The organism is Kordiimonas lipolytica (assembly GCF_042651265.1).
GTDB lineage: Bacteria > Pseudomonadota > Alphaproteobacteria > Sphingomonadales > Kordiimonadaceae > Kordiimonas > Kordiimonas lipolytica.
The window spans coordinates 63,427-89,065 of record NZ_JBHSCR010000003.1; the positions used below are offsets into that span (position 1 = coordinate 63,427).

At 57.1% G+C, this 25,639-nt stretch carries 19 protein-coding genes; 6 read left to right on the top strand and 13 right to left on the bottom strand.

Annotation, left to right across the window (positions count from 1 at the left end; translation table 11 throughout):
* Window positions 1–2: 2 nt before the first annotated feature.
* Entirely contained in the window at window positions 3–1,025 is a 1,023-nt protein-coding gene (locus ACFO5Q_RS04655; protein ID WP_068151322.1) for a FecR family protein, read from the bottom strand.
* A gap of 92 nt (window positions 1,026–1,117) precedes the next feature.
* Window positions 1,118–1,624 (bottom strand): RNA polymerase sigma factor, encoded by a 507-nt coding sequence (locus ACFO5Q_RS04660; RefSeq protein WP_197421251.1) that lies wholly within the window; start codon window positions 1,622–1,624, stop codon window positions 1,118–1,120.
* A gap of 696 nt (window positions 1,625–2,320) precedes the next feature.
* Here ACFO5Q_RS04660 and ACFO5Q_RS04665 point away from each other — a divergent pair.
* Window positions 2,321–3,349, top strand: a complete 1,029-nt coding sequence (locus ACFO5Q_RS04665) for a LacI family DNA-binding transcriptional regulator (protein ID WP_068151327.1) — start codon at window positions 2,321–2,323, stop codon at window positions 3,347–3,349.
* Window positions 3,350–3,418: 69 nt separating this feature from the next.
* On the opposite strand, the gene ACFO5Q_RS04670 is transcribed toward ACFO5Q_RS04665, so the two are convergent.
* Both ACFO5Q_RS04670 and ACFO5Q_RS04675 read right to left on the bottom strand, forming a co-directional pair.
* Entirely contained in the window at window positions 3,419–5,293 is a 1,875-nt protein-coding gene (locus ACFO5Q_RS04670; protein WP_068151330.1) for an alpha-amylase family glycosyl hydrolase, read from the bottom strand.
* 1 nt (window position 5,294) lies between these two features.
* Window positions 5,295–6,815: an MFS transporter gene (locus ACFO5Q_RS04675; RefSeq protein WP_068151333.1), complete on the bottom strand. Its 1,521-nt coding sequence runs from the start codon at window positions 6,813–6,815 to the stop codon at window positions 5,295–5,297.
* Between the two features lie 389 nt (window positions 6,816–7,204).
* Here ACFO5Q_RS04675 and ACFO5Q_RS04680 point away from each other — a divergent pair, with 389 nt between their 5' ends.
* Window positions 7,205–9,970 (top strand): TonB-dependent receptor, encoded by a 2,766-nt coding sequence (locus ACFO5Q_RS04680; protein WP_068151336.1) that lies wholly within the window; start codon window positions 7,205–7,207, stop codon window positions 9,968–9,970.
* A 93-nt stretch (window positions 9,971–10,063) separates the two neighbouring features.
* Window positions 10,064–11,572, top strand: a complete 1,509-nt coding sequence (locus tag ACFO5Q_RS04685) for a tryptophan halogenase family protein (protein WP_082720032.1) — start codon at window positions 10,064–10,066, stop codon at window positions 11,570–11,572.
* A 14-nt stretch (window positions 11,573–11,586) separates the two neighbouring features.
* On the opposite strand, the gene ACFO5Q_RS04690 is transcribed toward ACFO5Q_RS04685, so the two are convergent.
* On the bottom strand, window positions 11,587–12,156 hold the full coding sequence (locus ACFO5Q_RS04690) for a TetR/AcrR family transcriptional regulator (protein WP_068151339.1): 570 nt from the start codon (window positions 12,154–12,156) through the stop codon (window positions 11,587–11,589).
* A gap of 229 nt (window positions 12,157–12,385) precedes the next feature.
* On the opposite strand from ACFO5Q_RS04690, the gene ACFO5Q_RS04695 reads away from it, so the two are divergent.
* Window positions 12,386–13,015 (top strand): glutathione S-transferase family protein, encoded by a 630-nt coding sequence (locus tag ACFO5Q_RS04695; RefSeq protein ID WP_068151341.1) that lies wholly within the window; start codon window positions 12,386–12,388, stop codon window positions 13,013–13,015.
* Between the two features lie 82 nt (window positions 13,016–13,097).
* On the top strand, window positions 13,098–14,036 hold the full coding sequence (locus ACFO5Q_RS04700) for a pyridoxamine 5'-phosphate oxidase family protein (protein ID WP_068151345.1): 939 nt from the start codon (window positions 13,098–13,100) through the stop codon (window positions 14,034–14,036).
* Window positions 14,037–14,055: 19 nt separating this feature from the next.
* On the opposite strand, the gene ACFO5Q_RS04705 is transcribed toward ACFO5Q_RS04700, so the two are convergent.
* From ACFO5Q_RS04705 to ACFO5Q_RS04725, 5 genes are all read right to left on the bottom strand, one after another.
* Window positions 14,056–15,678 carry an ATP-binding protein gene (locus ACFO5Q_RS04705; RefSeq protein ID WP_068151346.1) on the bottom strand — a complete coding sequence of 541 codons (1,623 nt, stop codon included), beginning with the start codon at window positions 15,676–15,678 and terminating at the stop codon, window positions 14,056–14,058.
* 130 nt (window positions 15,679–15,808) lie between these two features.
* Complete coding sequence (locus ACFO5Q_RS04710; protein ID WP_068151349.1) at window positions 15,809–17,323, bottom strand: tryptophan halogenase family protein; 1,515 nt, start codon at window positions 17,321–17,323, stop codon at window positions 15,809–15,811.
* Window positions 17,323–19,212 carry an alpha-amylase family glycosyl hydrolase gene (locus tag ACFO5Q_RS04715; protein WP_068151352.1) on the bottom strand — a complete coding sequence of 630 codons (1,890 nt, stop codon included), beginning with the start codon at window positions 19,210–19,212 and terminating at the stop codon, window positions 17,323–17,325. The genes ACFO5Q_RS04710 and ACFO5Q_RS04715 overlap by 1 nt, the downstream gene beginning before the upstream one ends.
* 18 nt (window positions 19,213–19,230) lie before the next feature.
* Window positions 19,231–20,616 (bottom strand): alpha-amylase family glycosyl hydrolase, encoded by a 1,386-nt coding sequence (locus ACFO5Q_RS04720; RefSeq protein WP_380084310.1) that lies wholly within the window; start codon window positions 20,614–20,616, stop codon window positions 19,231–19,233.
* A 179-nt stretch (window positions 20,617–20,795) separates the two neighbouring features.
* Window positions 20,796–21,614: a thioredoxin domain-containing protein gene (locus ACFO5Q_RS04725; RefSeq protein ID WP_068151353.1), complete on the bottom strand. Its 819-nt coding sequence runs from the start codon at window positions 21,612–21,614 to the stop codon at window positions 20,796–20,798.
* A 182-nt stretch (window positions 21,615–21,796) separates the two neighbouring features.
* Between ACFO5Q_RS04725 and ACFO5Q_RS04730 the strand changes: the two genes are divergently transcribed.
* Window positions 21,797–22,987 carry an amino acid aminotransferase gene (locus ACFO5Q_RS04730; RefSeq protein WP_068151356.1) on the top strand — a complete coding sequence of 397 codons (1,191 nt, stop codon included), beginning with the start codon at window positions 21,797–21,799 and terminating at the stop codon, window positions 22,985–22,987.
* A gap of 72 nt (window positions 22,988–23,059) precedes the next feature.
* On the opposite strand, the gene ACFO5Q_RS04735 is transcribed toward ACFO5Q_RS04730, so the two are convergent.
* From ACFO5Q_RS04735 to ACFO5Q_RS04745, 3 genes are all read right to left on the bottom strand, one after another.
* Window positions 23,060–23,581, bottom strand: a complete 522-nt coding sequence (locus tag ACFO5Q_RS04735) for a DUF2726 domain-containing protein (RefSeq protein ID WP_068151359.1) — start codon at window positions 23,579–23,581, stop codon at window positions 23,060–23,062.
* A gap of 221 nt (window positions 23,582–23,802) precedes the next feature.
* The gene (locus ACFO5Q_RS04740) at window positions 23,803–24,711 is read right to left on the bottom strand and encodes a hypothetical protein (RefSeq protein ID WP_068151362.1); all 909 of its coding nucleotides are present in this window, start codon (window positions 24,709–24,711) and stop codon (window positions 23,803–23,805) included.
* 90 nt (window positions 24,712–24,801) lie between these two features.
* Window positions 24,802–25,191: a GntR family transcriptional regulator gene (locus tag ACFO5Q_RS04745; protein ID WP_068151364.1), complete on the bottom strand. Its 390-nt coding sequence runs from the start codon at window positions 25,189–25,191 to the stop codon at window positions 24,802–24,804.
* Window positions 25,192–25,639 lie beyond the last annotated feature (448 nt).

Consider the following 25,639-nt stretch of genomic DNA (forward strand, 5'->3'; position numbering starts at 1 on the left):
GTCTACTCCCTGCGACCGATCAGAATTGCTCCATCCGTCTGTTTTATGGTCACAGGCAGTAGTTTTTCAAGTGTCGTCAGTACTGTTTCCCGGTCACCCATATTGAGAATGCCGGAAAAGCTGATGTCCCGCGCGCCTGAGGTTACGGCGATAGGCTCGCCCAGATACCGGCTGAGGTCACGAGCGACCAGATAAAGCGCAGCGTCTTCATATTCCAGATATCCGTGCAGCCATGCGGTTACCTGCTGGGCATCCACTTTTTGAACGTGGGTCTCTGATGATTTCTCAAAAGCGGTCAATTGGTCGCCAACACCCAGGCGCTCCCGCTCGGCCGACTGGGCTTCCTCTTCGATCACGTGTGTCGGCGCCACATCCACAAGCCCTTCCGCCACAGTGACAACAAGCTGGTTGTTGTGACGCAGGATATTGAACTGGGTGCCCACAACCTGAACCGACCTGCCGCCCAGGTCCACCCGGAACGGACGGTCCGGGTTCTTGGCTACGGAAAAGAGCGCCTCGCCATAGGCAAGTGCGGTTTGCCGAACGTCGCCCGTGAAGGCAACGCTGATTTTTGTGTTGGTGTTCAGTTGAACGGTTGAGCCGTCCTTAAGCGTGACAAGGCGGGTTTCGCCAAGCCCCGTCTGGTAATATTGGGTGTCGGGGCCAAAGAAGGGGCCAGTGAAGCTTGTGCCGATGATCAGCAGCATCGCAGCCAGGGCAGCCGCCGCCCCGATCCATGCTTTCGGTTTGCTCCAGCGCCAGCCGGCATTGATAACGGTGCCCATATCCGCATCGTCATCCGTATCGGTCACGCTGGCGGCCACCGTGTCTGCGCCGCTTTCAACCATCAGCGCCAGGTGTTCGACATGCTCGTAGGCCAGGCTGTTGGCTTCATCGGCTTCGAGCCAGTCGGTGAAGGCATGCCAGTCGGCCTCGGTCACGCTGTCGCCGCTGAGGCGCGCGTGCCAGCCGGCGGCGGCTTCAAGCCGCTCATCCGTCAGGAAACTGGTATCGGTTTTGGTCATCTGTTTTTACTGCCTTCATGAGCCCGCAGGCCCTAATTACTCTCGTTCAGTCTAATGACGCCGCGATAGGCGCATACCCGCCAGTTTGCTGGCTAGTCTTTATCTTTCAAATGCAGAACCAGGAATTTCATGGCCTTGGCCATATGCTTTTCCACGGTACTTATGGCGATGCCCAGGCTTTCGCTGACTTCCCTGTGGCTATGCCCCTTCAGCTTATGCAGCACAAATACCTTGCGGCATTGTGGCGGCAGCTGGTTGAGCGCTTCAGACACTTGCGCCAGCTTCTGCCTGGCTTCGATCGTGCGATCAGCCGCCGGGCCTTCATCGACGCTTTCGCTGCCGTACTCTGACCGGCTGATATCCACCCAGCTTCTGTCGCGCGCCATCTGACGCATCTTCTGCCGGTTGTGGTCCAGGGCAATGTTGTTGGCCATGCGAAACAGGTAGGCGCCGACATTGCTGATCGTTGAGGCGTCATCAACGCGTTCCAGCTTCAGGTACAGGTCCTGCAGCAGGTCTTCTGCCAGCGTCTCGTCCCGAAACCGCACCACCAGGAACCGCTTCAGCGCCGGGCGTTTCTCCAGGTAGGCTTTCAGCAAGATTGATTTTTTACCAGTATCCAAAAGGTTAGCCCTGAACAATGCGGCTGCGTCCGCGCCTTCATACAGGTGCCAACCATTCCAGATGTGGGAAGATTTCGCAATATCACTCATATGCAAAATGGGCGGGTCGATACAAAACGGTCCCCCGCCAAAGAGGGAAGCGGGGGACCAGTTAACGGGCAGAGGTTTGATCGCAGTGCTGGACAAATTATCCACACTCAGCCCGATGAGGAACGGGTCTAAAGCAGCGGACGCGCCGGGGAAATCCCCGGCGCCGCCCCACAGGCGTCATCATCATGACCCCCATCGATGATGATGCTGTCCGCGCTTCCAGATAGTCTTGTGGCGCCAGCCTCGCCGACTATCTGGCCATAGTGGGCGTATCAATTCCCCCGTCCAGGGCAGCTCCTCCTGAAACCTGATGATTGTCGCTGCGCCATGGACGGGGTGCTACGCCCGCAAATCTTCTTGCCACCACTGGTGGCTCTCAGATGTTTGACGCCGCCCAGGCGAGCGACCCGCTATATAATTTTGATTTTTTTTGCGACCTACGTTTTTGGTAAATTCGGGCTAGTTGCAGCGCCAATTTGCAAAAATAAAAGTCTTCCAAAATGATGGATTTTCTTGCTAAAACGGAAGCAGGAAAGAAAACGACAGCAAAATTTGCAAAAATATGCAACTCGGGATGGCAGTATGAGCGACGACGAAAAAGAAAAAAATCTCCACCGTCTGGAGGACTTGGCGGCGCTTGCCGGTGTATCGATTTCGACCGTGTCCAGGGCGCTTAACGACAGCCCGCTGGTATCGGACCGCACCAAGAAGAAAATCCTCTCGCTCGCCCAAAGTAACAATTATTCCGGCCGCCTGCGCGACAAGGTCTATACCGAGGATGCAGACAAGACGATTTCGATCGTGATCCCGCCGCCGCAGGGCCGTGATACGCGCCTGTCTGACCCGTTCACGCTGGATCTGATCGGCGGCATTGGCGATGCGCTCAAGGAACAGAATTGCGACCTGCTGATTTCGCACCTGACGATGACCGACTATCACAGCGCGGCCAACCTGGTGGCCAGCGGCCGGTGCGACGGCCTGATTGTGCTGGGCCAAAGCACCATGCACAAACAGCTGAACCAGCTCGCGGCCCAGCGCGTGCCGTTCGTGACCTGGGGCGCGCAGTTCCCGGACCAGAAATATTGCTCTGTCGGCAGTGACAACCGCCAGGGCGGTCGCCGCGCCACCAACCACCTGATCCGGATGGGCCGCAAACGCATTGCTTTCGTGGGTGACTGCGAAGGGCCAGAGATGAAGCTCAGGCAGGAAGGCTACCGTGAGGCGCTTGACCAGAACGGCATCGAATTTGACCCACGCCTTGTGCGCCCGGCCCACTTCTACCCGGAATCGGCGATGGAAGCGGTGGATGTGCTGGTGGAGCAGGGTGTGGAATTTGACGGCATCGTCGCCATGTCGGATATGATCGCTATCGGCGCCATGAAGGCGCTGGCGAACCGCGGCATCAATGTGCCGAAGGATGTATCCGTGATCGGGTATGACGATGTGCTGGTGGCGGCCTATTCAAGTCCGGCGCTCAGCACTATTCGGCAGGATGTGACCAAGGCTGGCCGGCTGCTGGTATCGAAGCTGCTCAGGATGCTGGAAGGCGAGGACGTGCAGTCTTCCACGCTGCCGACTGACTTGATTATCCGTGAAAGTTGCGGCGCCTGATACCTCTGAAGCGTGCATGAAAAAGGCGGCACCACCGGGCGCCGCCTTTTTTGTTGGATGTGGGTGGGCCTAGCTTTCGCAGGCCGTTTTCTCATAAACCGCCCAGCTAAGCGCGGGGGCTGTGTAGGCTCCATTCATCTCGCCTTCCGTGCCGTCAATGAAGCACAGCGGACCGCTGAACTGAGGCAGCGTGACGGAGGCCTCATAGGCAGCCGTATTGAATACCGCCAGGACCGTGTCGCCTGTGGTCTCGTCTGTGCGTTCGAACACCAGAAGGCCGGGCTCGCTGTCGGCGTGCAGGAAGGTCATCTTGCCATGCCGCAGCGCCGGGTGGACGCGTTTGACCATGGTGAAGCGTTGCATGGCCTCATAAAGCGGGTGCTCAGCGTCGAAGTTATTGTCGGCGCTGGACTTCGAAGTGCCCAGAAGGTCATTGTCTGCGTAGCTCGCCACCTGGCTTTCGAACATATCCTCGCGGGCGTCCTGGTCATGGCCGTCGCCGATGAAGCCTTGTTCGTCACCATAATAGATGACCGGCACGCCGCGGCTGTAGAACATCAGCGCGTGCGCCAGCAGGTCTTTTTTGAGGGACGTTTCCAGGCTTTCATCCGGGTTTCCGCGACGAATGAAGTGGCCGATGCGGCCCATGTCGTGGTTGCCCAAAAAGATCGGCAGCGACCGGGCGTCGCCTTTCGCGGGCTTATAGAGCACATCCTTTTTCAGTGTTTCGGCGAAGACATCGGGGCCCTTGCCCTCAGCAAATAGCTGGTAGGTTGCAGACTGGAAGGCGAAATCCAGCACGAACGGCACCTTCGCCACATTGGTATAGTGGCTGAGGCGCTCTGGCGTGGGTTCATGCACTTCGCCGAATACGTAAAAGTTCGGGATACCTTCGGCTTCAGCATGGGCCATGATGGCGGGCGCGAAGGCCTGCCAGAAGCTGTCGTTCACATGCTTGACGGTGTCGATGCGGAAGCCGTCTATCTTGAATTCGGAAATCCAGAATTTATAGATGTCGATAAAGCCTTGCTGAACATCCGGGTGTTCGGTGAACAGGTCATCGAGGCCTGCAAAATCGCCGTAGGTGTTGCTTTCGCCCTGCCATTCGCTGTCACCCCTATTGTGATAATAGCGCACGTCATTGAGCCATGCCGGCACCTTCACATTCTCCTCGCCCGCGGGCACATAAGGCGTGTAGGCGAATGTCTGGTCTGTCAGTTTGGCGAAATTCTCCGCTGTCTGATGCACAGGCTCGTCGCCCAGGAAGCCTTCGTTGATGGCGTCGCCGCCAGGCCCGCCCTTGGTGGTGTAGGGGAAGGCTTCCTTTGAGCGGTAGGCGCATAGCGGCACATTTGCCGGGTCGCTGCCGCGTGGAAAGCATTCTTCATATTTGATCACATCAGCCGTGTGGTTGGTGATGATGTCGAAAATCACCTTCATGTTGCGTTTGTGTGCTTCATCCACCAGGGTCTTGAGGTCATCGTTCGTGCCCAGATGCGGGTCAATCTGGGTGAAATCCGTGATCCAGTAACCGTGGTAGGCGGCTGTCATGTTCACCGGATTGCCCTGCACGGGTTTGTTCTTGAAAATGGGCGTCATCCAGATGGCGCTGATGCCCATGTCAGCCAGATAATCCAGCTTTTCCGTCAGGCCCTTGAAGTCCCCGCCATGGAAGAAGCCCTTGTGGGTTGGGTCAAAGCCATGCGTGCTGGCGTCGCCCCCAAAGCCGCCTGTATCGTTTGACGGGTCACCGTTATTGAACCGGTCGGGCATGACAAAATACATCACGTCATCGGTAATCGGACGGCTGATGTATGGCTCCAGAAGTTCCGGGCGAACCGTAACGGGTTCCTCTGGTGGCAGGGCCTTGTCGGCTTCGCCGCAGGCGGCTAGTAGGGCAAGGGCAAGGCAGCCGCCCGCCAGTTTGGTAAGTGGATATTTCATTTTATTCGGCCTCCGGCTCGCTGACATTGAGGGTGGCAAGGGCGGCAATGATCATGGAGCCGCCGGCAAACACCAGGCCGTAAATCGCCTGACCGGCAAAGAGCTCGCTGACCAGAAGGCCCAGCGTGGTGGATGCCACAATCTGTGGGATCACAATGAAGAAGTTAAAGATGCCCATATAGATGCCCATCTTGTGGTGGGCGACCGCGCTTGAGAGCAGCGAATAGGGGATCGACAGGATCGAAGCCCAGGCAAAACCCACAAGCCCCATTGAAATTACCAGGAGGTCAGGGTCTTTAACGACATAGAAAGACGCCAGCCCAATGCCTCCCAGCGTGAGGTTCAGCATGTGGATTTTGCGCCGCCCGATCGTGTTGGCGTAAAGCGCGATGAAGATGGCGGCTGCGATGGTTACCAGGTTGCGCACGGAATTCAGCACGCCTGCCCAGTTGGCGCCGGTGTTATAGATCTCGCTCGATGGGTCCATGGCGCCAAAATGGAAGGCGGTCACGGCTGGTGTTGTGAAAGACCACATGGCGAACATGGCGAACCATGAGAAGAACTGCACCACGGCCAGCTGCTTCATCACCGTGGGCATCAGCATCAGGTCGTCGGTGATCTCCACAATGGCGGAGGCGGTCTGGCCCTTGTCTTTCTTTGCAGAGACAATCAAGCGCAACAGGCCGAAGACGATCACACCGCCCGAGAGGATATGCAGCCGGTAGGACGCGGCTGTCATATAGATGACGAGAGAGGCGGCCACGCCGACGGCGAGCCACAGCATGCCGCCCTGCTTGTGGCGTGCGGGTGCAATCAGCGTTTCGTCGTGGGCCGCGGCCTGTGCCTTGCTGGTTTCAGATGCGGCATGGTCTGCCTTGTTGAAGGCGTCCAGTTCCTCGGGCGAATATTCCTTGGTGGTGAAAACGGTCCAGAACACGCAGATCAGCAAAAAGATGCCGCCTGTGTAGAAGGCATAAATCACCGAATCCGGGATGATGCCCGGGTCGGCCTCATTCGCGACACCAAAGGCGTTGGTCATGATCCATGGGAGGGCCGCCGCAACAGACGCGCCGATGCCGATGAAGAAGGTCTGCATGGCATAGCCAAGAGAGCGCTGGCGGTTCGGCAGCATATCGCCCACGAAGGCGCGAAACGGCTCCATGGCGATATTGAAGGAGGCATCCATGATCCAGAGCATGCCAGCCGCAATCCAGAGCGTGGGCGAATTGGGCATAATAAGGAGCGCGAGTGTCGAGAGGATCGCACCATAAAAGAAATAGGGACGCCGGCGGCCAAGCCGGGTCCATGTCTTGTCGCTCATATAGCCGATGATCGGCTGGACAATCAGACCCGTCAGCGGTGCAGCCACCCACAGAATGGCAATTTCGTCAATGTTGGCTCCCAGTGTCTGGAAAATACGGCTGACATTGCTGACCTGCAGTTCGAAACCGAACTGAATGCCCATAAAGCCGATACACATGTTCCAGATTTGCCAAAAACTCAGCGCTGGTTTTTGCGTCATGAGGTGATCCCGTTCCCTATTTTGATATGGCACCGAAGACTCGGGCCTCCCTTCCTAGTCTCAAGGATTAGCAATTTTTGCAAAAAATGCAAAAAGAATATTGCAGAGCGCAATTTTGCAAAGATGTCAGGGCGTGAAGCAGGCTATTTTATAACGCCTATTTGTCCATATAACCCTATATAAGCTGGGCTATAGCGAAAACTGTTGCAGGAATGGCACAGTTTGCAGGGTCGTTGCAATAAATAGCAAAAAGATGAAAAAATGACTTGATGTTTGCAAAGTGATGCGCGAGCTTTCGACACAGGGAAAGTTGCGGAAGTTTAACTTTTGGCCAGTAGGATCGGCCATACCGGTTGGCTTCCAGGGTTAATCAGGGAAGGGAAGGCTTCATGCGTACCTCAAATTTTAAAACGAATTTATTGTCCTTTGCGTCGGCTTCGGCCATCGCATTCGCGGCATCTCCTGCACTCGCGCAGGATGCCGATTCTGACGAACAAGGCGAAGGCGTCGAGCTCGAAGAAATCGTCGTCACCGGTCTCCGCGCCTCTATTATGAGCTCGGTTGCCCGCAAGCGCGAAAGCAGCTCGATTGTTGAAACGATTTCGGCGGAAGATCTGGGCAAGTTGCCGGATGCGTCGATCGCAGAATCGATTGCCCGTCTGCCGGGTCTGGCGGCACAGCGTCTTGACGGTCGCGCCAACGTGATCTCGATCCGTGGTCTGGCGCCAGACTTCACCACCACCACACTGAACGGCCGCGAGCAGGTGTCTGCAAACAACGGCCGTGCGGTGGAATATGACCAGTATCCATCAGAGCTGATCAACGGCGTAACCATTTATAAAACGCCTGACGCCAGCCTGACGTCACAGGCAGTCGGTGGTACGGTTGATCTGCAGACGATCAAGCCGCTGGCATATGGCGAAAAAGCAATCGTTCTGAACCTGCGCGGCGAATATGCCGACCTTGGTGCGCTCAATTCCGGCACGACGGCACTTGGTTACCGTGCCAGCGTTTCCTACGTTGACCAGTTCAACGATGACCAGTTGGGTATTGCCATCGGTTATGCACGCATGCTCTCTCCAACCCAGGAAGAGCGCTGGAACAGCTGGGGCTTCCCGGAGGCTTCTGACGGTAACCTGATCATTGGTGGTGCCAAGCCATATGTGAAATCGAACGAGCTGACGCGCGATGGTTTCCTGGGTGTGCTGGAATATGCGCCCCATGACAGCAAGGTCCGCACGACGATTGATGCCTACTATTCCAAGTTTGATGACGAGCAGACCCTGCGTGGTATTGAAATCCCGCTTGCCTGGTCTGGCGCGCAGCTGCAGGACGGCTACACGGTTGAAGATGGCCTGATCACTCAGGGCCAGTTCAATGGTGCAGAAGTTGTGGTGCGTAACGACTTCGTTAACCGCGAAGCTGAAACGCTGGCTCTCGGCTGGAACACCGAATATCAGGTGAATGAAAACCTGACGATTGAACTCGATGTTAGCTACTCAAGCGTAGACCGCATCGAAAGCAACATGGAAACCTACGCTGGTACCGGTCGTGGTAGCGGCAATGGTGCGACCGACAACCTGGGCTTCACCATTGGCGAAGACGGCGGTGCGGTCTTCACCCATGGTCTTGACTATTCCGACCCAAGCCTCATTCAGCTTGGCGGTCCGCTCAGCTGGGGCTGGGGTCTGTTCGTTGCAGGCTTCTATCCGGATGACCGCGCACAGGACGGCTTCATCAACGCGCCTGAAACAGACGATGAGCTTTCTGCAATCCGTCTGAGCGCTGAACAGTTCCTGGATGACAGCCCGTTCACCAGCATTGAATATGGTGCCCGCTTCTCCAAGCGTCAAAAAACGCTTCTGGATCAGGGCTTCTTCCTGACGCTCAATGAATATCCAGCGGATGTGCCGGTACCAAGCCAGTTCCTTGAGGACCCAACGTCGCTTGAGTTCATCGGCATGGGTGACGTTCTCAGCTATGATGCGAAAGCCCTGTTTGACAGCGGTGCCTATGTCATCAATGACGAAGCGGCGAGCACGCAGTCCCGTCTGACCAACAGCTGGACCGTGACCGAGAAGGTTGTGAACCTCTATGCTCAGGCCAACATCGATACCGAGCTGGGCAGCCTGCCTGTTACCGGTAACGTCGGTGTGCAGGCAGTTTACACTGACCAGAGCTCGGACGGTTGGGCAGCCAAGACGGTTGATAACCAGGTGGTTGCAACGCCAGTTACGGAAGGCACTGACTATTGGGACTTCCTGCCAAGCCTGAACCTTAGCTTCAACCTCGACGACAACAACAAGATCCGTGTTGGTGTGGCCCAGGTGCTGGCGCGCGCGCCAATGGCTGACATGAACGCTGGCTTCGGCTTCGGTTTCGACCAGCAGAACCTGATCTTCACCGGTGGTGGCGGTAACCCGAACCTGAAGCCGTTCAAGACCTGGCAGTATGACCTGTCGTTCGAGCACTATTTCGGCGAAGGCGCCTATGTTTCGGTCGCTGGTTTCTACAAGCAGATCACCAGCTTCCCGTTCAGCGACTCTGAAGTTTATGACTTCGCGGAAGTTCTGGGCCCACTTGGCGAAGACCTGACGTTTGTTGACGGTGAGGGCAATGAGTTCACGCTTTCCACCGTTGGTCGCCGCGACTTCAAAGACAACGTAGACGGCGGTAAGATCTATGGCGTTGAATTCTCTGCGTCCCTGCCATTCTCGAACTTCTCTGAAGCGCTTGAAGGCTTTGGTATGTTGGGTTCCGCGTCCTTTACCAAGAGCTCGATTGTTGATCCAAGCAGCCAGGAAAAGATCACGCTGCCTGGCCTGTCTAAGACAGTCCTGAACGGTACGGTTTACTATGAGAACCACGGCTTCCAGGCGCGTGCTTCCGTACGCCACCGTTCGTCGTTCCTGGGTGAGGTTTCGGCTCTCAGCCTGACGCGTGTGAAGGTTGATGTTGAAGCAGAAACCATCATTGATGCGCAGCTTGGCTACGACCTCAGTGAAGTTGGTATCGACGGCCTGACCGTTCTGTTCCAGGTGAACAACCTGACGAACGAGCCGTTCACCACCTTCTACAATCAGGACAGCCGCCAGGTTCGTGACTTCCAGAACTATGGCCGTACCTTCCTCTTCGGCCTGAACTACAAAATGTAGTCAGGTCCGGCTGAGGCTGGTTGAAACAATTGCCCCTGCCGATATGATTGTCGGCAGGGGTTTTCTTTTCGGGATTGGGTGAGGACACGGGACGTGCAAAAAGACAGCATCAAGAAACTGGTAATCGTGGGCGGCGGCACCGCTGGCTGGATGGCGGCAAGCCTCCTTGTAAAGCTGATGCGTGGCCAGCTTGAGATTGTGCTGATCGAATCCGACGATATTGGCACCGTGGGCGTGGGCGAAGCCACCATTCCGCCGATCCAGATTTTCAATAATGTGCTGGGCCTCAATGAGGACGAATTCATCAAGGCCACCCAGGGCACCTTCAAGCTCGGGATCCAGTTTGAAAACTGGGGGGCGGTGGGCGACAAATATATGCACGCCTTTGGCGCCATCGGACGGCAGATCGGCATGGTGCCATTCCAACATTATTGGCTGCGCGCCAAGGCCGCGGGCTTCGCCGGTGACCTTTGGGATTTCTCCTTCAACTATCAGGCGGCGAAACAGGACCGGTTCGACCGCCTGCGTCAAATCCCCAACTCGCCGCTCGAAGGCATCACGCATGCCTTCCATTTTGATGCCGGGCTTTATGCGCGGTACTTGAGGAAAGGTTGTGAGCACGCGGGCGTGAACCGCGTGGAAGGCATGATCACCGATGTGTCGCTTGATGGTGAAAGCGGCAATATCGAATCCGTCACGCTCAAAGACGGGCAGGTGGTTGAAGGCGATTTCTTCATCGATTGTTCGGGTTTCCGGTCGCTTCTCCTCGGTCAGGCGCTGGGCGTTGGCTATACCGACTGGACAGACTGGCTGCCGTGCGACCGCGCGGTGGCGGTGCCTGCCGAAAACGGCGCGCGCATGCGGCCCTATACCCAGTCCATCGCCCACAAGGCGGGCTGGCAGTGGCGTATTCCGCTGCAGCACCGGGCCGGAAACGGCCATGTTTTCTGTTCCGATTACATCAGCGAAGACGAAGCCACGCAGGCGCTTCTGGATAACCTGGAAGGCAAGCCGCTGGCTGACCCGCGCGTAATCCCGTTCAAGGTTGGGCGGCGCGAGAAATTCTGGCACAAGAACTGTATCGCCGTCGGCCTGTCATCCGGCTTTCTGGAGCCACTTGAAAGCACCAGCATCCACCTGATCCAGACAAGCATCGTGCGCTTCGTGCAGATGTTCCCAAGCCTGGGGTTGGACGCCAGCAACGTGGCTGAATATAACGAGCAAGTCGGCTTCGAGTTTGAAAGCATTCGCGACTTTATCATCCTGCACTATCACGCCACCGAACGGGACGACAGCGCCTTCTGGAAGCGCTGCCGAGAGATGGAAATCCCCGAAAGCCTGAAGCATAAGATGGACTTGTTCAGGGAAACGGGCCGCATCTTCCGCTTCAATAACGAGCTGTTCTCGGAAGCCGGATGGCTGCAGGTGATGCTGGGCCAGCGTGTGATGCCGAAAGCCTATCACCCCATGGCGGATGCGCTTGATGAGGCGCAGCTTCGGGACTATTTCAATAACCTGAGGACCATCATTGGCGGCACAGTACCCAAATTGCCGACGCAGAAAGACTTCATCGCGAAACACTGTGCCGCGCCAGGGATGTAGCGGCTAGCGGCTATTTAGTCTTTCGGGCACGCCAGGTTGATCAGTGTCCGCGCGGCATCCTTGGCATCGGGGGCGGCGAAGGCCTTGCCCTGAATGTGGGCTGTCACAATCGCACCTTCCTTCAGAAGCATCAGTTGACGCGCCAGCGTCTCAGGCTCCTTCGCGCCGGCTCTGCGTGCCAGACTGGCGAGGTGATCTGTCAGTGACCGTTTGTGTGCCGCCGCCGCCTGATGGATGGGGTGCGATGGGTCCTGATATTCCGATGATGCCTTGATGAACATGCAACTGTTGAAGTCGTCGCCCGCGATCCATTCCTGCAGGGCATCGAAGCTGGCCACCAGCTGGCCTTTTGGTGTGTCGGCCCGCGCTGCGGGGCCGTCAACCAGCAAGGCAGTAAGGCGCTCGTGCCGACGCTCTAAGGTGGCTAGGATCAAGTCTTCCTTGGTGCGAAAATATTTATACATGGAAGTTTTCGAGATGCCGGTCTCGGCCACCAGCTTGTCCATGCCGGTGGCGTGGAAGCCGTCCCGGTAAAAGGCCTCCAAGGCCTTGTCTATCAGTTCGTCTTTCCGCGACGCGCGCATAGCTGATTATTCCAAAAATTACTGATCTGTTCTTTTTGTATCATGTTTGTCTTGTTCAATCCAGTTTGGAAATAATCTATTAATTACAATTCTTTAATGAGAAATCCTGGCCGTTCACGGTCATGTGAAAGCGATGAAGTTGACAATATGTACCGATCTGTTCATTTTAAAACGTACCGATCAGTACATATTAAATTCTGGTGCCCAAAGCGCCACTACGGAGGCTTCCATGTCTGAAACAAAACGCATTCTTTATAGCTTTCCCTTATCGGGACATTCACACCGGGCCGAGCTGGCGCTGTCGCTTATGGGGCTTGAGTTCGAAAACCGGGTGGTCGACCTCGGCACAGGCGAGCATAAGTCCGACTGGTTCCTGGAGCTGAACCCCGAAGGCAAGGTGCCGGTTCTCCTGGATGGCGAGGACGTGATATACGAATCTACTGCTATCCTGGCCTATCTGGCAGCCAAATATGATGCAGACAACAAGTGGATTCCAGCAAGCGCAGCCGGCAAGGCGCTGGTAGAGCGCTTTTTCGCGCAGGCAAGCGGCCCGCTGGCTTCCGGTCCCGCGCGTGCCCGGCTGATCCAGCTTTTCGGTGCGAATTTCGACGAAGAGGAGTCTATCACAAATGCCCATGCTTATCTTGCAGGGCTGGAGGCAAATCTTGATGGGCGCGATTTCCTTGTTGGCGACGCGATCACCTTCGCTGATGTGGCGCTCTACAGCTATGTGGCGCGGGCACCTGAAGGCTTTGTCAGTCTTGAGCCTTATCCAAACATCCGCGGCTGGCTTGCGCGCATAGAAGCGCAGGAAGGCTTTGTGGAAATTCCACACACAGAGGTTTCAGCGGCTGCCTGACGGGGTGGTCGCAGGCCGGGGTGGGCGTTTCCATCTCCTCGCTTTGGGGGCTGCCCCGGCCAACCAGTTAAAGGAGAAGAAATTGAAGGAATTGGTCAGCCCGTTTCATGACGGCGAGCTCGCCATCCAGGAAAGGCTGGGTGTGCAGGAAAAAGTCCAAAAATATGCCACCAGAATGGTGCGTCCCTACATGCCGGACCAACACCGCGATTTCTTCTCTGGGCTGCTGTATTTCTTTCTGGGCACGGTGGACGCGGAAGGCATGCCTTGGGCCCACATGATATGGGGGCAGCCAGGGTTCATCCGGTCGCCGGACCCAGAGCATCTGGTGATCCCGCGCGCGTGCCTGCCGGCGGAGGCCCTTGTTCTGGCTGTGGAGGTCGGCGGCCTTGGTCTGATGCTGGAAAACCGGCGTCGGAACCGCATCAACGGCCGGGTGGCGGAAGTGGACGCCGATGACGTGACGCTCCGGGTTACCCAATCGTTTGGGAATTGCCCGCAATATATCCAGGCGCGCGTGCCGGACGCCCTGGTGGCGCGGCAGGAAAGCCCACTCCAAAGCGCCCTGTCGGCAACCCACAGGCGTGTTATCGAACGCGCGGATACATTCTTTATCGCTTCGGCGTCCGCCCATTTGGGGCAGGATGCGCGCCACGGTGTGGATGTATCGCACCGGGGCGGCGCGCCGGGGTTTGTGAAATTCCTGAATGAAGGCACGCTCCTGTTCCCTGATTTTTCAGGCAACCGGCATTTCAAAACGCTGGGAAACATTCACGACACGGGCCGCGCTGGGCTGCTGTTTATCGATTTCGAAAGCGGCGACCTGTTGCAGGTGGGCGGGGCCGCAGCGATCGCCTGGCCTGAAGACAGTATCCATGACTATCCAGGGGCCGAACGGTTCGTTCAGGTCTCGATAGAGCGGGTGAAAGTGCGACCGGCGGCGCTTCCTTTTTCGTGGCAATTTCTTGGCGCTTGGCCGCGGCTGCCGCAAGGCCCAGGCTGGACCAAAAATCGCCCGTAGGGCCCGCGCGCCGGAGGGGTTAGCCCCGTTCCTTGGGTAGGTCAAAGGTGACGGTGGTACCCTCACCCAGGCGGCTTTCTATCTGCAGCGTGCCGCCTTGCAGCGTGACGAATTGTTCCACGATGGCAAGGCCAAGGCCAGTACCCTCCACCGCATTGGTCGGGTCCAGGTGACCGCGGTCGAACCGTTGAGTGATGGTGGCCAAGCGGTCTTCCGGAATGCCGCGTCCGTTATCGCTAACGCGGAAGACAACCCGTTCCTTTTCGTTGACCACCTGCACCTGAACGTGTCCGCCGTCGTATCCGAATTTGACGGCGTTTGACATCAGGTTGATCAGGGTCTGCCTGAGCGCGCGCGAGTCCGCCCACACGGTGGAAGGCGCCTTGCTAAGGTCCGGCTGAATCTGGATGCGCTTTTTGTTGGCCTGCGCGCTGACCATTACCGTGCAGTCGGCGATAATCTCGGCGATATCCAGGTGGGCTTTTTCCATTGCCCGTTCAGCCGCATCGATGGCCGACAGGTCAAGAATGTCGTTGATCATCTGCAACAGGAAAGTGCCTGACCGGTATATATCGCTGCTGTATTCTTCATATTTGGCGCTGCCGATGGGGCCGAAAACCTTGTCTTTCATGATTTCCGACATGCCGATGATGGCATTCAGCGGCGTTCTGAGCTCGTGGCTCATGTTCGCCAGGAACGCGGATTTGGCCTTGCTTGCGGCTTCGGCTTCCGCAAGCGCGCGCTGCAGTACTGCCTGGTCGGCCTTGGCTTCACTGATATCCCGGCAGATGGCATATAGCGCCACCTGGCCTTGGTAAGGCACGCGGGTCAGAGTCACTTCAACCGGGAATATCTCACCGGATTTCTTGCGGTGCATCCATTCAAAGCGGGTATAGCCTTCCTGTACCGCAATGCGCATCATGTCTTCGGCTTTTTCAAACGATGTCAGCCCGCAGGGTTGATATTCGGGCGATACCTCGGATGGGTGCGCCTTTGCCATTTCCTCTGGGCTTGCATACTCGAACATGGTCGCGGCACCCTGGTTGCACAGCTCGAACTTGTTGTTTGCCAGGATCATCATGGCGTCTTCTGACATCTCGAACAGTTGGCGGTATTTTTCCTCGCTTTCTGCCAATTGCTCATGTGTCTGCCATTCAGCCAGGCGTACAGCCAGCATGGATGCGATGGTGGTCAGCAGGTCTTCATGGTCTTTGGTGAAATAGCCGACGTCAGGGTGCTCGCAGTCGATGATGCCGTAAAGTTTGTCATTATAAACGATAGGCACCGTCAGTTCGGATCGCATGCCCCGAAGGTCCTCGACATAGCGCTGGTCTTTGCGCGTATCAGCGATGCGCTCAGGCTTCATCGTCAGGGCTACATGCCCGCTGATGCCAGCCCCCAGCTTGAGCTCAATCTTGTTCTCAATGGAATGGTCGGCACCCTTTTTTTCGCCAAAGGCGGCCTGCTGAACAAGTGTGCCGCGCTTTTCGTCGTGCAGGTAGATCACACAGTCGACAAAACCCAGCTGGCCGACAACTTCCTCAACCACATACCAGATCAGGTCTTCAACAGAGGACAGCCCCATCAGGTCCCGCGCAAACTTGTTCAGGATCTGCAGTTGTTCCTTCGGTCTGTTCTGCATCGGCAAGCGGTCATTCCTTCCTGTGGCTTGATGCAACTTTAATAGCGCAAAAAAACTTAACGGGGAATTGACGTTACCAATTTATCGCGAAAGCGGAGAATCCTGTTCCCTTGCGGGGTATTGCAGGAGTCTACATGCTGCGTTTTGCCGGGCAATGTTTGGCAATGAAGTCCGCGTGGCTTGGCATGGCGGCGGCGGTTTCTTCCATCACGCGCCTCAGGCCGGCAAGACGGCCCTGATAGTCCACATTCCGCGCGTCTGCGAGCGGGTCGTACCGCTCGGGCCAGATGCCCTGGCCGGTATAGACCGCCAGCCAGCTTGGGTTCCGAAACAGCTCCAGCTCATGGGCCACAATGCGGCCGCCGCGCCGGAATTGTTCGATCTTGTAGGCAAGCTCTTCGGGGATATCCATGTCGGCGGCATGCTGCCACAGGGGCGCGTCGCGGCGTTCGGTGGCCTTGTAGTGCAGGATGATAAAATCGCGCGTGCGCTCATATTCACCCACAGTGATGCGATTATATTCTTGGGCGGCGTATTCATCAAAATCCAGTGTCGGAAACAGCGCCAGAAGGCGCGTGATGCCGCTCTGGATCAGGTGCAGGCTGGTGCTCTCAAGCGGTTCCATGAAACCGGCGGAGAGGCCGATGGCCACGCAGTTCTTGTTCCAGAATTTCTTGCGCCTGCCGGTCACGAACCTGAGGAGGCGCGGGTCCGCCAGGGGCTTGCCGTCAAGGTTATCCAACAGTGTGGCCTGGGCTTCATCGTCGCTGATGTGTTGGCTCGCATACACATAACCATTGCCGATGCGGTGCTGCAGCGGGATGCGCCATTGCCAGCCTGCCTTGCGTGCTGTTGACCGGGTATAGGGTGTGAACTCGCCGCCGTGCTCACACGGTACCGCCACGGCGCGGTCGCACGGCAGCCAGTGGGTCCAGTCCACATAGCCAGTCTTGAGGGTTTTCTCGATCAGCAGGCCGAAGAAGCCTGTGCAGTCGATGAAAAATTCGGCGTCCACCTTTGTGCCGTTCTCAAGCGTCAGGCTTTCAATAAAGCCGTCAGTGCCGCGGAGGCCCACATCAACCACTTTGCCTTCCAGGCGCTTGACGCCGCGGGCCTCACTGTATTCGCGTAAGTACCGGGCATACATGATGGCATCGAAATGATAGGCATAGTCAAACGTGCTCTGGACCATGCGGCGGTCCTGGGCAGGTACGCTGAATTTGCCGTGCTTGGCCATAACCCAGGCCATGGAATAATCGTCGATTGGGTCCACTGGGCCTTCCGTGCGGGCCTTGAGATAATAGTGGTACAGCTGCACGGCATCAAAGGGTGCGCCATAGTCCCCAAACGGGTGGAAATAGCTGTGGCCTTCCTTGAACCAGTTTACGAATTCGATCCCCAGCTTGAAGGAGCCTTCGGTGCGCTGGATGAATTCGGCTTCACCTATGCCCAGTGACTGGTTGAAAATCTTGATCGGCGGGATGGTGGCTTCGCCCACGCCCACGACGCCAATCTCTTCCGATTCCACCAGCGTGATCTCAGCAGCGCCCTGAAGTGCATTTGAAAGCGCCGCCGCCGTCATCCAGCCGGCGGAGCCGCCGCCCACGATTGCAATCTTTTTGATGTTGCGGTCTGCGTTGGTCATCACTCGCCTCGTGGCAATTGGAGGATCATGGACTGGAGCGGCTCGAGCGTCAGCTCGATAATAGCCTGCCCGTCTTCAATCACAAGGGTAGCGTTGCCGCCACCCAGCACATCCGAAAGCGGGTAGCTGCCGTTATTCGTGAAGCCCCAATCTATTGCAAGTTTTGTGGGCAGGCGCAGCGGGAAGGTCGCAGTTTCATTCTCTGCGAAATTGCTGACAACCACCAGCTTTTCATCCTCGCTCCAGCGCGCGAAGGCGAACAGCTGGTCCGTGTATCCAGGCACATGCTGTCGGTTCACGCTGTGAAGCTCCCGGTAATCGCCCATCATTGCGGGGCTGCCTGCGGTGAAACGCATCAGGCGCTCATAGTATGCTCTCAGCTTTGCTTCATCTTCTGTCAGTGCGCCGCCATCGAACTTGCCGCCGTTCATCCAGCGCTGGTGCGCAGGCACCCCGACATAGTCAAAAATGCTGGTGCGGCTCGGGTCTCCAAAGCCCGCGTCCTCAGACCCGTCTTCGCCCACCGCCTGCCCGAAATAGAGCATGGTGGGGGACGTGCGCAGCGTGGCGGAGACCACCATGGCAGGCATGGCGCGCCATGGGTTGCCTGCGAATTCCGGGCTGGCGATGCGCTGTTCGTCGTGGTTTTCAAGGAAGTGCATCATGTGGGCTTCGATGTCGCTCAGGCTCGCGATCTCACGCGGCAGGGCATCTGTTGTCTCGCGGCCCTGGAGGATGGCTTTCAGCAGATCATAAAGCCCGACCTTGTCATAAAGCACATCCATTTTGCCCTTATGCACATAGTCCCGGTAAAGCTTCGGGTTATAAACTTCCGCCAGCAGGAAGGCGTCCGGGTTGCGCATCTTGATGGCGCTATTCAGGAAGCTCCAGAACTCCACCGGCACCAGCTCAGCCACGTCATAACGGAAGCCGTCCACGCCTTGGTCCAGCCAGAAAAAGGCGATGTCGCGCATCTTCATCCAGGTGTCCGGCAGGTCTTTGTCTGCCCAGAAGGTGGCGTGGGCGCGGACGTCCAGTGCCTCATAGCCTTCCGGCAGGCTTGGGAAATCATGGCTGCCGTCGGGGCGAACGCCATAGTTCAGCTTCACGGTTTCATACCAGTCATCGGCGCTGGGTTTGACCGACCGCGCGCCGTTGCCGGTCCATTTGGCGGGAACTTCGGTGAACTGGCCGTCAGCCAGCGGGTGCGCTTCACCGCCCAGCGGCTCGTGTCCCGCTTTGAAGTCAGGCACCTCGAATGCCTGACCCGGTACATAATAGAAATTATTGTCGCGCGCATACTCTACGCTCGTGTCATCTGCCGCGCCGAAGTCTACCACACCGTCCGGCTTGCCAAGGGATGTGTACCCCCGCGCCACATGGTTGGGAATGATGTCGATGATAACCTTCAGGCCGTGCTTATGCGTGCGGTCAATAAGCGCGCGGAATTCATCCATGCGCTTGGCGGGGTCGGTCGCAAGGTCTGGGCTGACGCCATAATAATCCTTCACCGCGTAGGGTGAGCCCGCGCGGCCCTTGATCACGTCCGGATCATCATTCGATATGCCGTAGGCCGTATAGTCGCGGATCACGCCGTGGTGCAGCACGCCCGTGTACCAAACGTGGCTGACACCCAGTCGTCGGATGCCTTCAAGTGCCTCGTCCGTGAAGTCAGCAAACTTGCCAACGCCGTTCTCGGCTGCGGTGCCCCAAGGCTTGTTTGTCGTGTTCTGGTTACCGAACAGGCGGCTGAAAACCTGATAGACAACAGGCTTGCCTGCGCGCTCCGTCTCTGGGATTGGGCTTGTTTCAGGCCCCGCGCAGGAGGTGCCGGTGACAGCGATCGTCAATAGGCTGGCGGCAATCAGGGTAGGTTTGATGAAGCGCATAAATGTCTCGGATATCGGTTATTTGTTTTCCACCAGCACGCGGTAGCCCCAGGCGGGCAGGGTGATGTCATAATCCGCATCAACGGTAACGGCTGCTCCGCCTTCAAAGTCATGATAGCTCCCGAGGTGCGGGCCATTCTCGAAGCGCACGGTTTGCGCCTTGTCCGACAGGTTGATGATTGCAAAAACACCGTCTTTGGCGTTCTCGCGCACAAAGCTGAGGACCTGCTTGGGGGCTGAGTTGACGATGGAGACCATGCGCGCACCAGCCGCCCCGTTCCAGAGCGCCGTATTCTCATGCTTCAGCTTGAACAGCGCTTTGTATAGATCACCAATTTCATGGTCGCGCCACTTGATCGGGTCGCGCTCAAAGAACTCAAGGCGCTTGTCGTTCCCGGCTTCCTGGCCGTTATAGATAAGCGGGATGCCTTCACCGACGACAGACAGCACGATGGCGCTCTCAAGCGCGTCGCCAAAGCGTTCGAACATGGTGCCTTCCCAGGAATTCTGGTCGTGGTTCGTCACATGGGTCATGCGGTAAGCATCGCGCGGGTAGGCGCTTTCATTCCAGCTATAGTAGACAAACAGCGCGCCCGTGTCGGCCTTGCCGTGGGCGATCTTGTGCATGGTCTCACCCCAGCTCCAGGCATAGGTGGCGTCAAACGCGTGCTGGTAAAGGTCACGCGATTCCCATTCCGCCAGCATGAAAACCGGTTTGACGCTTTCGAGCTCCGCCCGCACCGTGTTCCAGAAATCCACCGGCACAAAGCCCGCCACATCGCAGCGGAAACCGTCCACGCCCACTTCCTCAACCCAGTATTTCATGGCTTCGGTCATATACTGCCTGAGGCCGGGTTTCGAGAAATCCAGGTCAATGATGTCAGACCAGTCCCACCAGGGTGTGGGGCGGAAATCGCCTTTCCAGTCGCGCTCGTACCAGTCGGGGTGCTTTTCCCTGATTACATTGTCCCAGGCGGTGTGGTTTGCCACCCAATCCAGGATCACGCGCATGCCCATCTTGTGCGCGTCTCGGGTGAAGGCTTTCAGGTCATCAAGCGTGCCGAACTCCGGGTTGACGCTATAGTAATCCTTCACGCTGTAGGGGCTGCCAAGGCTGCCCTTGCGGTTCTCTTCGCCAATTTCGTGGATGGGCATCAGCCAGATGATGTCTGCGCCCAGTTCCTTGAGGCGCGGCAGCTGTTTGCGCGCGGCCTCAAAGGTTCCTTCGGGCGTGAACTGGCGGGTGTTCAGTTGGTAAAGGACGGCGTTTTTCGCCCAGTCCGGATGCTGAACCTGCATATAGGGTTTGGGATCATATTTGGAGGCAACACCGCCCGCTGCCATGCTGCTGGCGGGAGTGATTGCCACAAGCGCGGCAAAGCAAGCGACTTGAAAAAGCCTGATGATTCCCATGGTTCCCTCCTTCGGCCCGGAGGGGAGTATAGGCGCAACTGCAAACTCATTGCAAATATTTCTGCAAAAGATGCTAGTTGTTGCAAAAGAAAAGGCCTCATTTCGGAATGAGGCCTTATTTACAGTTGTTTATTGTTTCTAATCCACGTTTGCAAATTAATGCAAAAATATTAGCCATCCTGTTTTTCCCAGTCAAAGGCCGGGTATTCAGGATAGTCCAGAGTGATTCCTGTTTCGCCAGCGGCGACGCGTGTGCGGGCTTCCTCGCGCAGGCGCGTCAGGTCTTCGGTGATGCTGTAGCGCAGGTTCCGAAGCTGGGTCCAGTAACTGCCGAAATGCTCAGGCCGTTTGTCCGCGGCCAGCATGGGGCCCACGATGGCAAAGCCGCCATAGATGCGGGCTGCGTGCTTGCTTTCGAAGTCCTTGATTTCCTGCAGAAGCCGGGCGAGTTCGCCGGTGGGCTCTGGTTCCGGGGTAACGGTCCGGGGCTGGCCCGCAAACAGGCTGATCACTTCTTCCGTTGGCATGGCTGCCGCGTCGCGCCACAGGTTCAGCGTGCTGGCGTTCAGGAGTGTTTCGGTTTCTGGTTCAATCACCAGCACGGTGGGCGTGCCGTAAATCACCGGCAGGCCAAAGCGCGTGGCCACATGCAGGCTGTGGTCAAGGTAGCCCACATCAACGATCTGCACTTCATAGCCCGCCTTCACCACGGCGGAGACTTCCGGTTTGTTCAGGTGTTCGATAAGCCCGATGCTGTCGTGGCACCAGTTAGCGCCCATCACGATCATCGCAAGCTTGCCGGACCGGCGCGCGCGGTCCAGCGTGGCATCCACTTCCGTCATCGCATCAGCGGACGGCTTGTAGGGTGCTTCGGTGTCGAAATGATAGCTGGAATGTTCTTCCGCTTCGCCCTGCTCGATGGTTGAAGCAAGAGCCGGGTCTTGCAGGCCGAACATACCGGCCAGAAGCGCGATCGCCAATTTATACATACATTTGCCTTCCCTATAGGTCTGCTAAACTCTTGCAGCAGATTTTGCCACTTTGCCAGCATTAATCGTCAGGTATATATAGGCGCACCAGTGCAGGTGATTCCAGGGTTGGAAATGCCGCACTTTAAAGTTACAAATGAAACCAATTGTTTTGCTGCGATCCACACCCTTAGGAGAGTCTAATGTTTTCGCACCTCGAGCCGCTTCCCGCTGACCCAATCCTTGGCCTGTCGGCGCTTTTCAAGGCTGATACCAACCCAGAAAAAGTTGACCTGGGTGTCGGTGTCTACAAGACGGCAGAGGGCAACACGCCGATTATGCGCTCCATTCAGGAAGCTTTTAACCGGCTGGCGAAAACGGAAGGCAGCAAGGTTTACATTGCGCCAACTGGCTGGCCGGGGTTCACAGATGCCGCGCTTGACCTGTCGCTGGGCGCGCCACTTGTGCATGCGCTTGAAGGCCAGCTTGGCGCGATCCAGACGCCGGGTGGCTGCGGCGCGCTGCGCCTTGGCTTTGAACTGGTGAACCATGCCGCACCGGGCACTACTGTGTGGGTGTCGAACCCAACCTGGGCGAACCATGTGCCAACGCTGAAGGCCGCTGGGCTCGATAGCAAGGTGTACCGCTATTATGACCGCGCGACCACGTCGATCGACATTGAAGGCATGCTCGAAGACCTGAAGGGCGCCAAAGCCGGTGACCTCGTGCTGCTGCACGCCTCCTGCCACAACCCGACCGGCGCTGACCTGAATGACGATGAATGGGACCGCGTGATCGAGTTGATCGGCGAGCGTGGCCTGGTGCCGTTCCTGGATATGGCCTACCAGGGCTTCGCTCAGGGGCTGGAAGCTGATGCCGGCCCGCTGCGCCGTGCGTTTGAAAAGCTGCCGGAAGCTGTACTTTCCTACAGCTGCTCCAAGAACTTTGGCCTGTACCGCGAGCGCACAGGGGCGCTGGTTGTGAAATCCCAGGGCAAGGACGCCGCGAAGGCGCTGACCACCAACCTGGCGCGGATCGCACGTGAAAATTACTCCATGCCGCCAAGCCATGGTGCTGCGCTGATGACCACCGTGATGCAGGACGAAGCCCTGCGCGCTGACTGGGTGGCGGAACTGGGCGAAATGCGTGACCGGGTGAATACCCTTCGTCGCACGCTGGCAGACAGCCTGACCCAGAAGGGCTACGGCGAACAGTTCGGTGCCGTTGGCCGCCAGACGGGTATGTTCTCGCTGCTGAACCTGACGCCCGAGCAGGTCGCAAGCGTGCAGAAAGACAAGTCCATCTATTTCCCGGCGAACGGCCGCATCAACGTGGCGGGCCTGACCGAAGCCAACATCCCGTATGTGGCAGATGCCATCGCCGGCGTGATGTAAGGTAAAGCCTGATCAGTTATGGAAGAGGCGGTCCCTTAAGGAAAACAGTTCCGGGGCCGCCTTTTTTGTTGGCTAGCTTGCTTCTTCCAGAAGCATTTGGATGTCGGCCCTCAGGGCATCGGTGTCATAGTCCGGGAAAACTTCCAGAAAGCCAATCCCTGCGCGGGTGGCGGCTTCGCGCTTGACCGTGTCACGGCCCTTTGCTGTGCCGTCCAGGTCATGGCCTGTGCCCTGGTATTCCACCAGGATAACCGGATATCCTTTCGCGTCTGTCACGGCAAAATCCACGCGTTTGCTGTTGAAGGCCAGGAAGCCGTCGTCGGTGTCGCTGGCGATCAACTCCCCCATGGATACCTGCGGGAACACCTGATACCCGCCACCCAGTGCGCGCAGCACAGTCTGCAGGTCACCATAAAGCTGATATTCGCCCTGGCGCATGATCCGCTTGCGCTCCAGCCGGGCGCGCTTCAGCGCCCGAAGCTGTTTGCGTGAGGCCGCCCCCATGCGGCCTTTCATCATCCGCCAGGCGAGCCACAGAAGAGCAACCGCAATGGCAAATGCAATGAAGGAAATCATCGTTGCTGAAAAGGTCATATATGTTTGGCCCCTGGCGTTGGCGATGGGATCAGCCTAAGGCGAATAGCGCCCGAATGCCAGAATGGGGTGAAAAGAAAATGGCGGGCGGCACCGGGGCCACCCGCCAGCACGGGATCAAGCCAGATTTTCAGACATCTCTCTGTTGGAGCTTAGGGAATGCCGAACGCCAGGCGTCCCCGGTGTGGCGGCCAGCGACTGCCGCCTCCCGTACCTATGGCTCAGGCAGGTTTGCCTGTCTGGTCTTTGTTGCGGTAGACGCTGAAATCAAAGTCTTCCACCCGCGCGATGCTGAGCATGACGCCAAAGCCGATCAGCGTGCAATATTGCATGTATAGGCTGGAGAACACAGGGTCGAAGGCTTCAAGCGCGTGCTCATCCGCCGCAACAGATATGATATGAAACAGGCTGATGCCGATTGAGGAATAGACAAGCACCTTCGTCACGGCTTCCACGGTTTTCAGGTGGTCTTTGCTGGCCTGGTAGGGGTCCAGCTTTTTGCCGTAGATAAAGCGCGCAATGACAAAGGCATAGGCCAGGTTCATGGCGGTTGTCATGCCGACAGAGATATAGACCTCCTCACCCCAGGGCTGGTCCCAGCCCTTGACGCTCAGATAGTAAATCAACCACGCGCCATAGCAGGCAAGGGCAGCGAATACTGCAGCAGGCGAGACGAAGTCAAACAGATGCCTGGGTCTGAGGTCCGCGGTGCGGCGGGCCTCCGTGAAGGCGCCTCGCATGGCCTTATATTGGGCGTGCTCTGTAATGCTCGCAACAATGAATGGGATGACCTGCAGAAAGAAATAGAACATGACGAAGATCTCGTCGCCGCCTTTTGGGTCAGGCCGGTATCCGCGCGCCAGCATGCTGAACAGGATAACCAGGCCAATCACTGCAATGACATTATTGACGACACGGAACAACTTCAGTTTTCCCGTCATGTTTTCCTTGAAGTTCGGGCCTGCGTTTGGGAACAGCTTCGGATAGTCAGCTACCGGGAAATTATCGATCACATAGCGGACGCGGGCGATGAAGCGCGCGGGGAAATAGTGGCTGATCAGGTAAATCTGGCCCAGGAAAACAGCATAGGTGATCGCCAGAACAGTGTTTTCAGGCATATCGAACGGCATATCACTGACCCCCGACAAGTTTTTTGAACAGATAGGCCAGGCCGCCTGCGGTGGCGAGCATGAGCATGATGATAAGTGCGGCGTGCATTGTTATTCTCCCGCGGCTAGTTTGTTTTGCATGATATTCGCGAAGGCTATTCTGATTTCGCTGTCGGTCGCGCCTCTGTCGCGGCATGCGGTTATGGTTTGCTGAATTTGGGATGTGACCCAGTCGTTCAGGTCAAAATTCATGTTTTCGCGGGCGTCCGGGTGCACGAAGGTGCCCCGGTAGCCTTTGGTGACAATCACTTTGTCTCGCTCCAGAAGCTGATAGGCTTTGGCGACTGTCTTGTTGTTCAGGTTCAGGTCGTTCGCCAGTTGCCGGATGGAGGGCAGGGCGTCGCCTGGGCCAATGCCGCCTGAGCCGACGGCGCGCTTGATCTCGGCCATCAGCTGGGAAAAGAGCGGCTCCTCGGCGTCTATATCGATGACAATTTCCATATTCTTCTCATCTGTCGGGACTCGGGTTGATGCTCCGAAAGGTCTGGGATCACTTGGCTTTCTTATTGTTCCCTATGTACCGTGTATATAAGGGGTACAATGGGTACAAACAAGAGTCAAGCGCCAAAACGCAGGTAATGCGGGGATCCCCATTCAGAGCCCTAAAGCGGCTAGACGTTCAGCGCTTCGATTTGTGAAGTAAAAAAGATATGGCTCGTCGTGGAGGAGGGGCTTGGAGTTGTCGTCCTCCACAGTACACCAGACTCTCAATTTCAGAAAAACAATGACTTAGCTAAACTCATTTTCACGAGTCCAGCATCGTCGTTCGGCGGATTTTGTCACAGCATGCAGGACAAGAATCTGTCTCGCGATCTATGACTTTGTCTGGCTCCTGCAGATGTGAGACTTGACGTCTCTAAAGACATCAAATTTGCAAGGCAATTCGTGG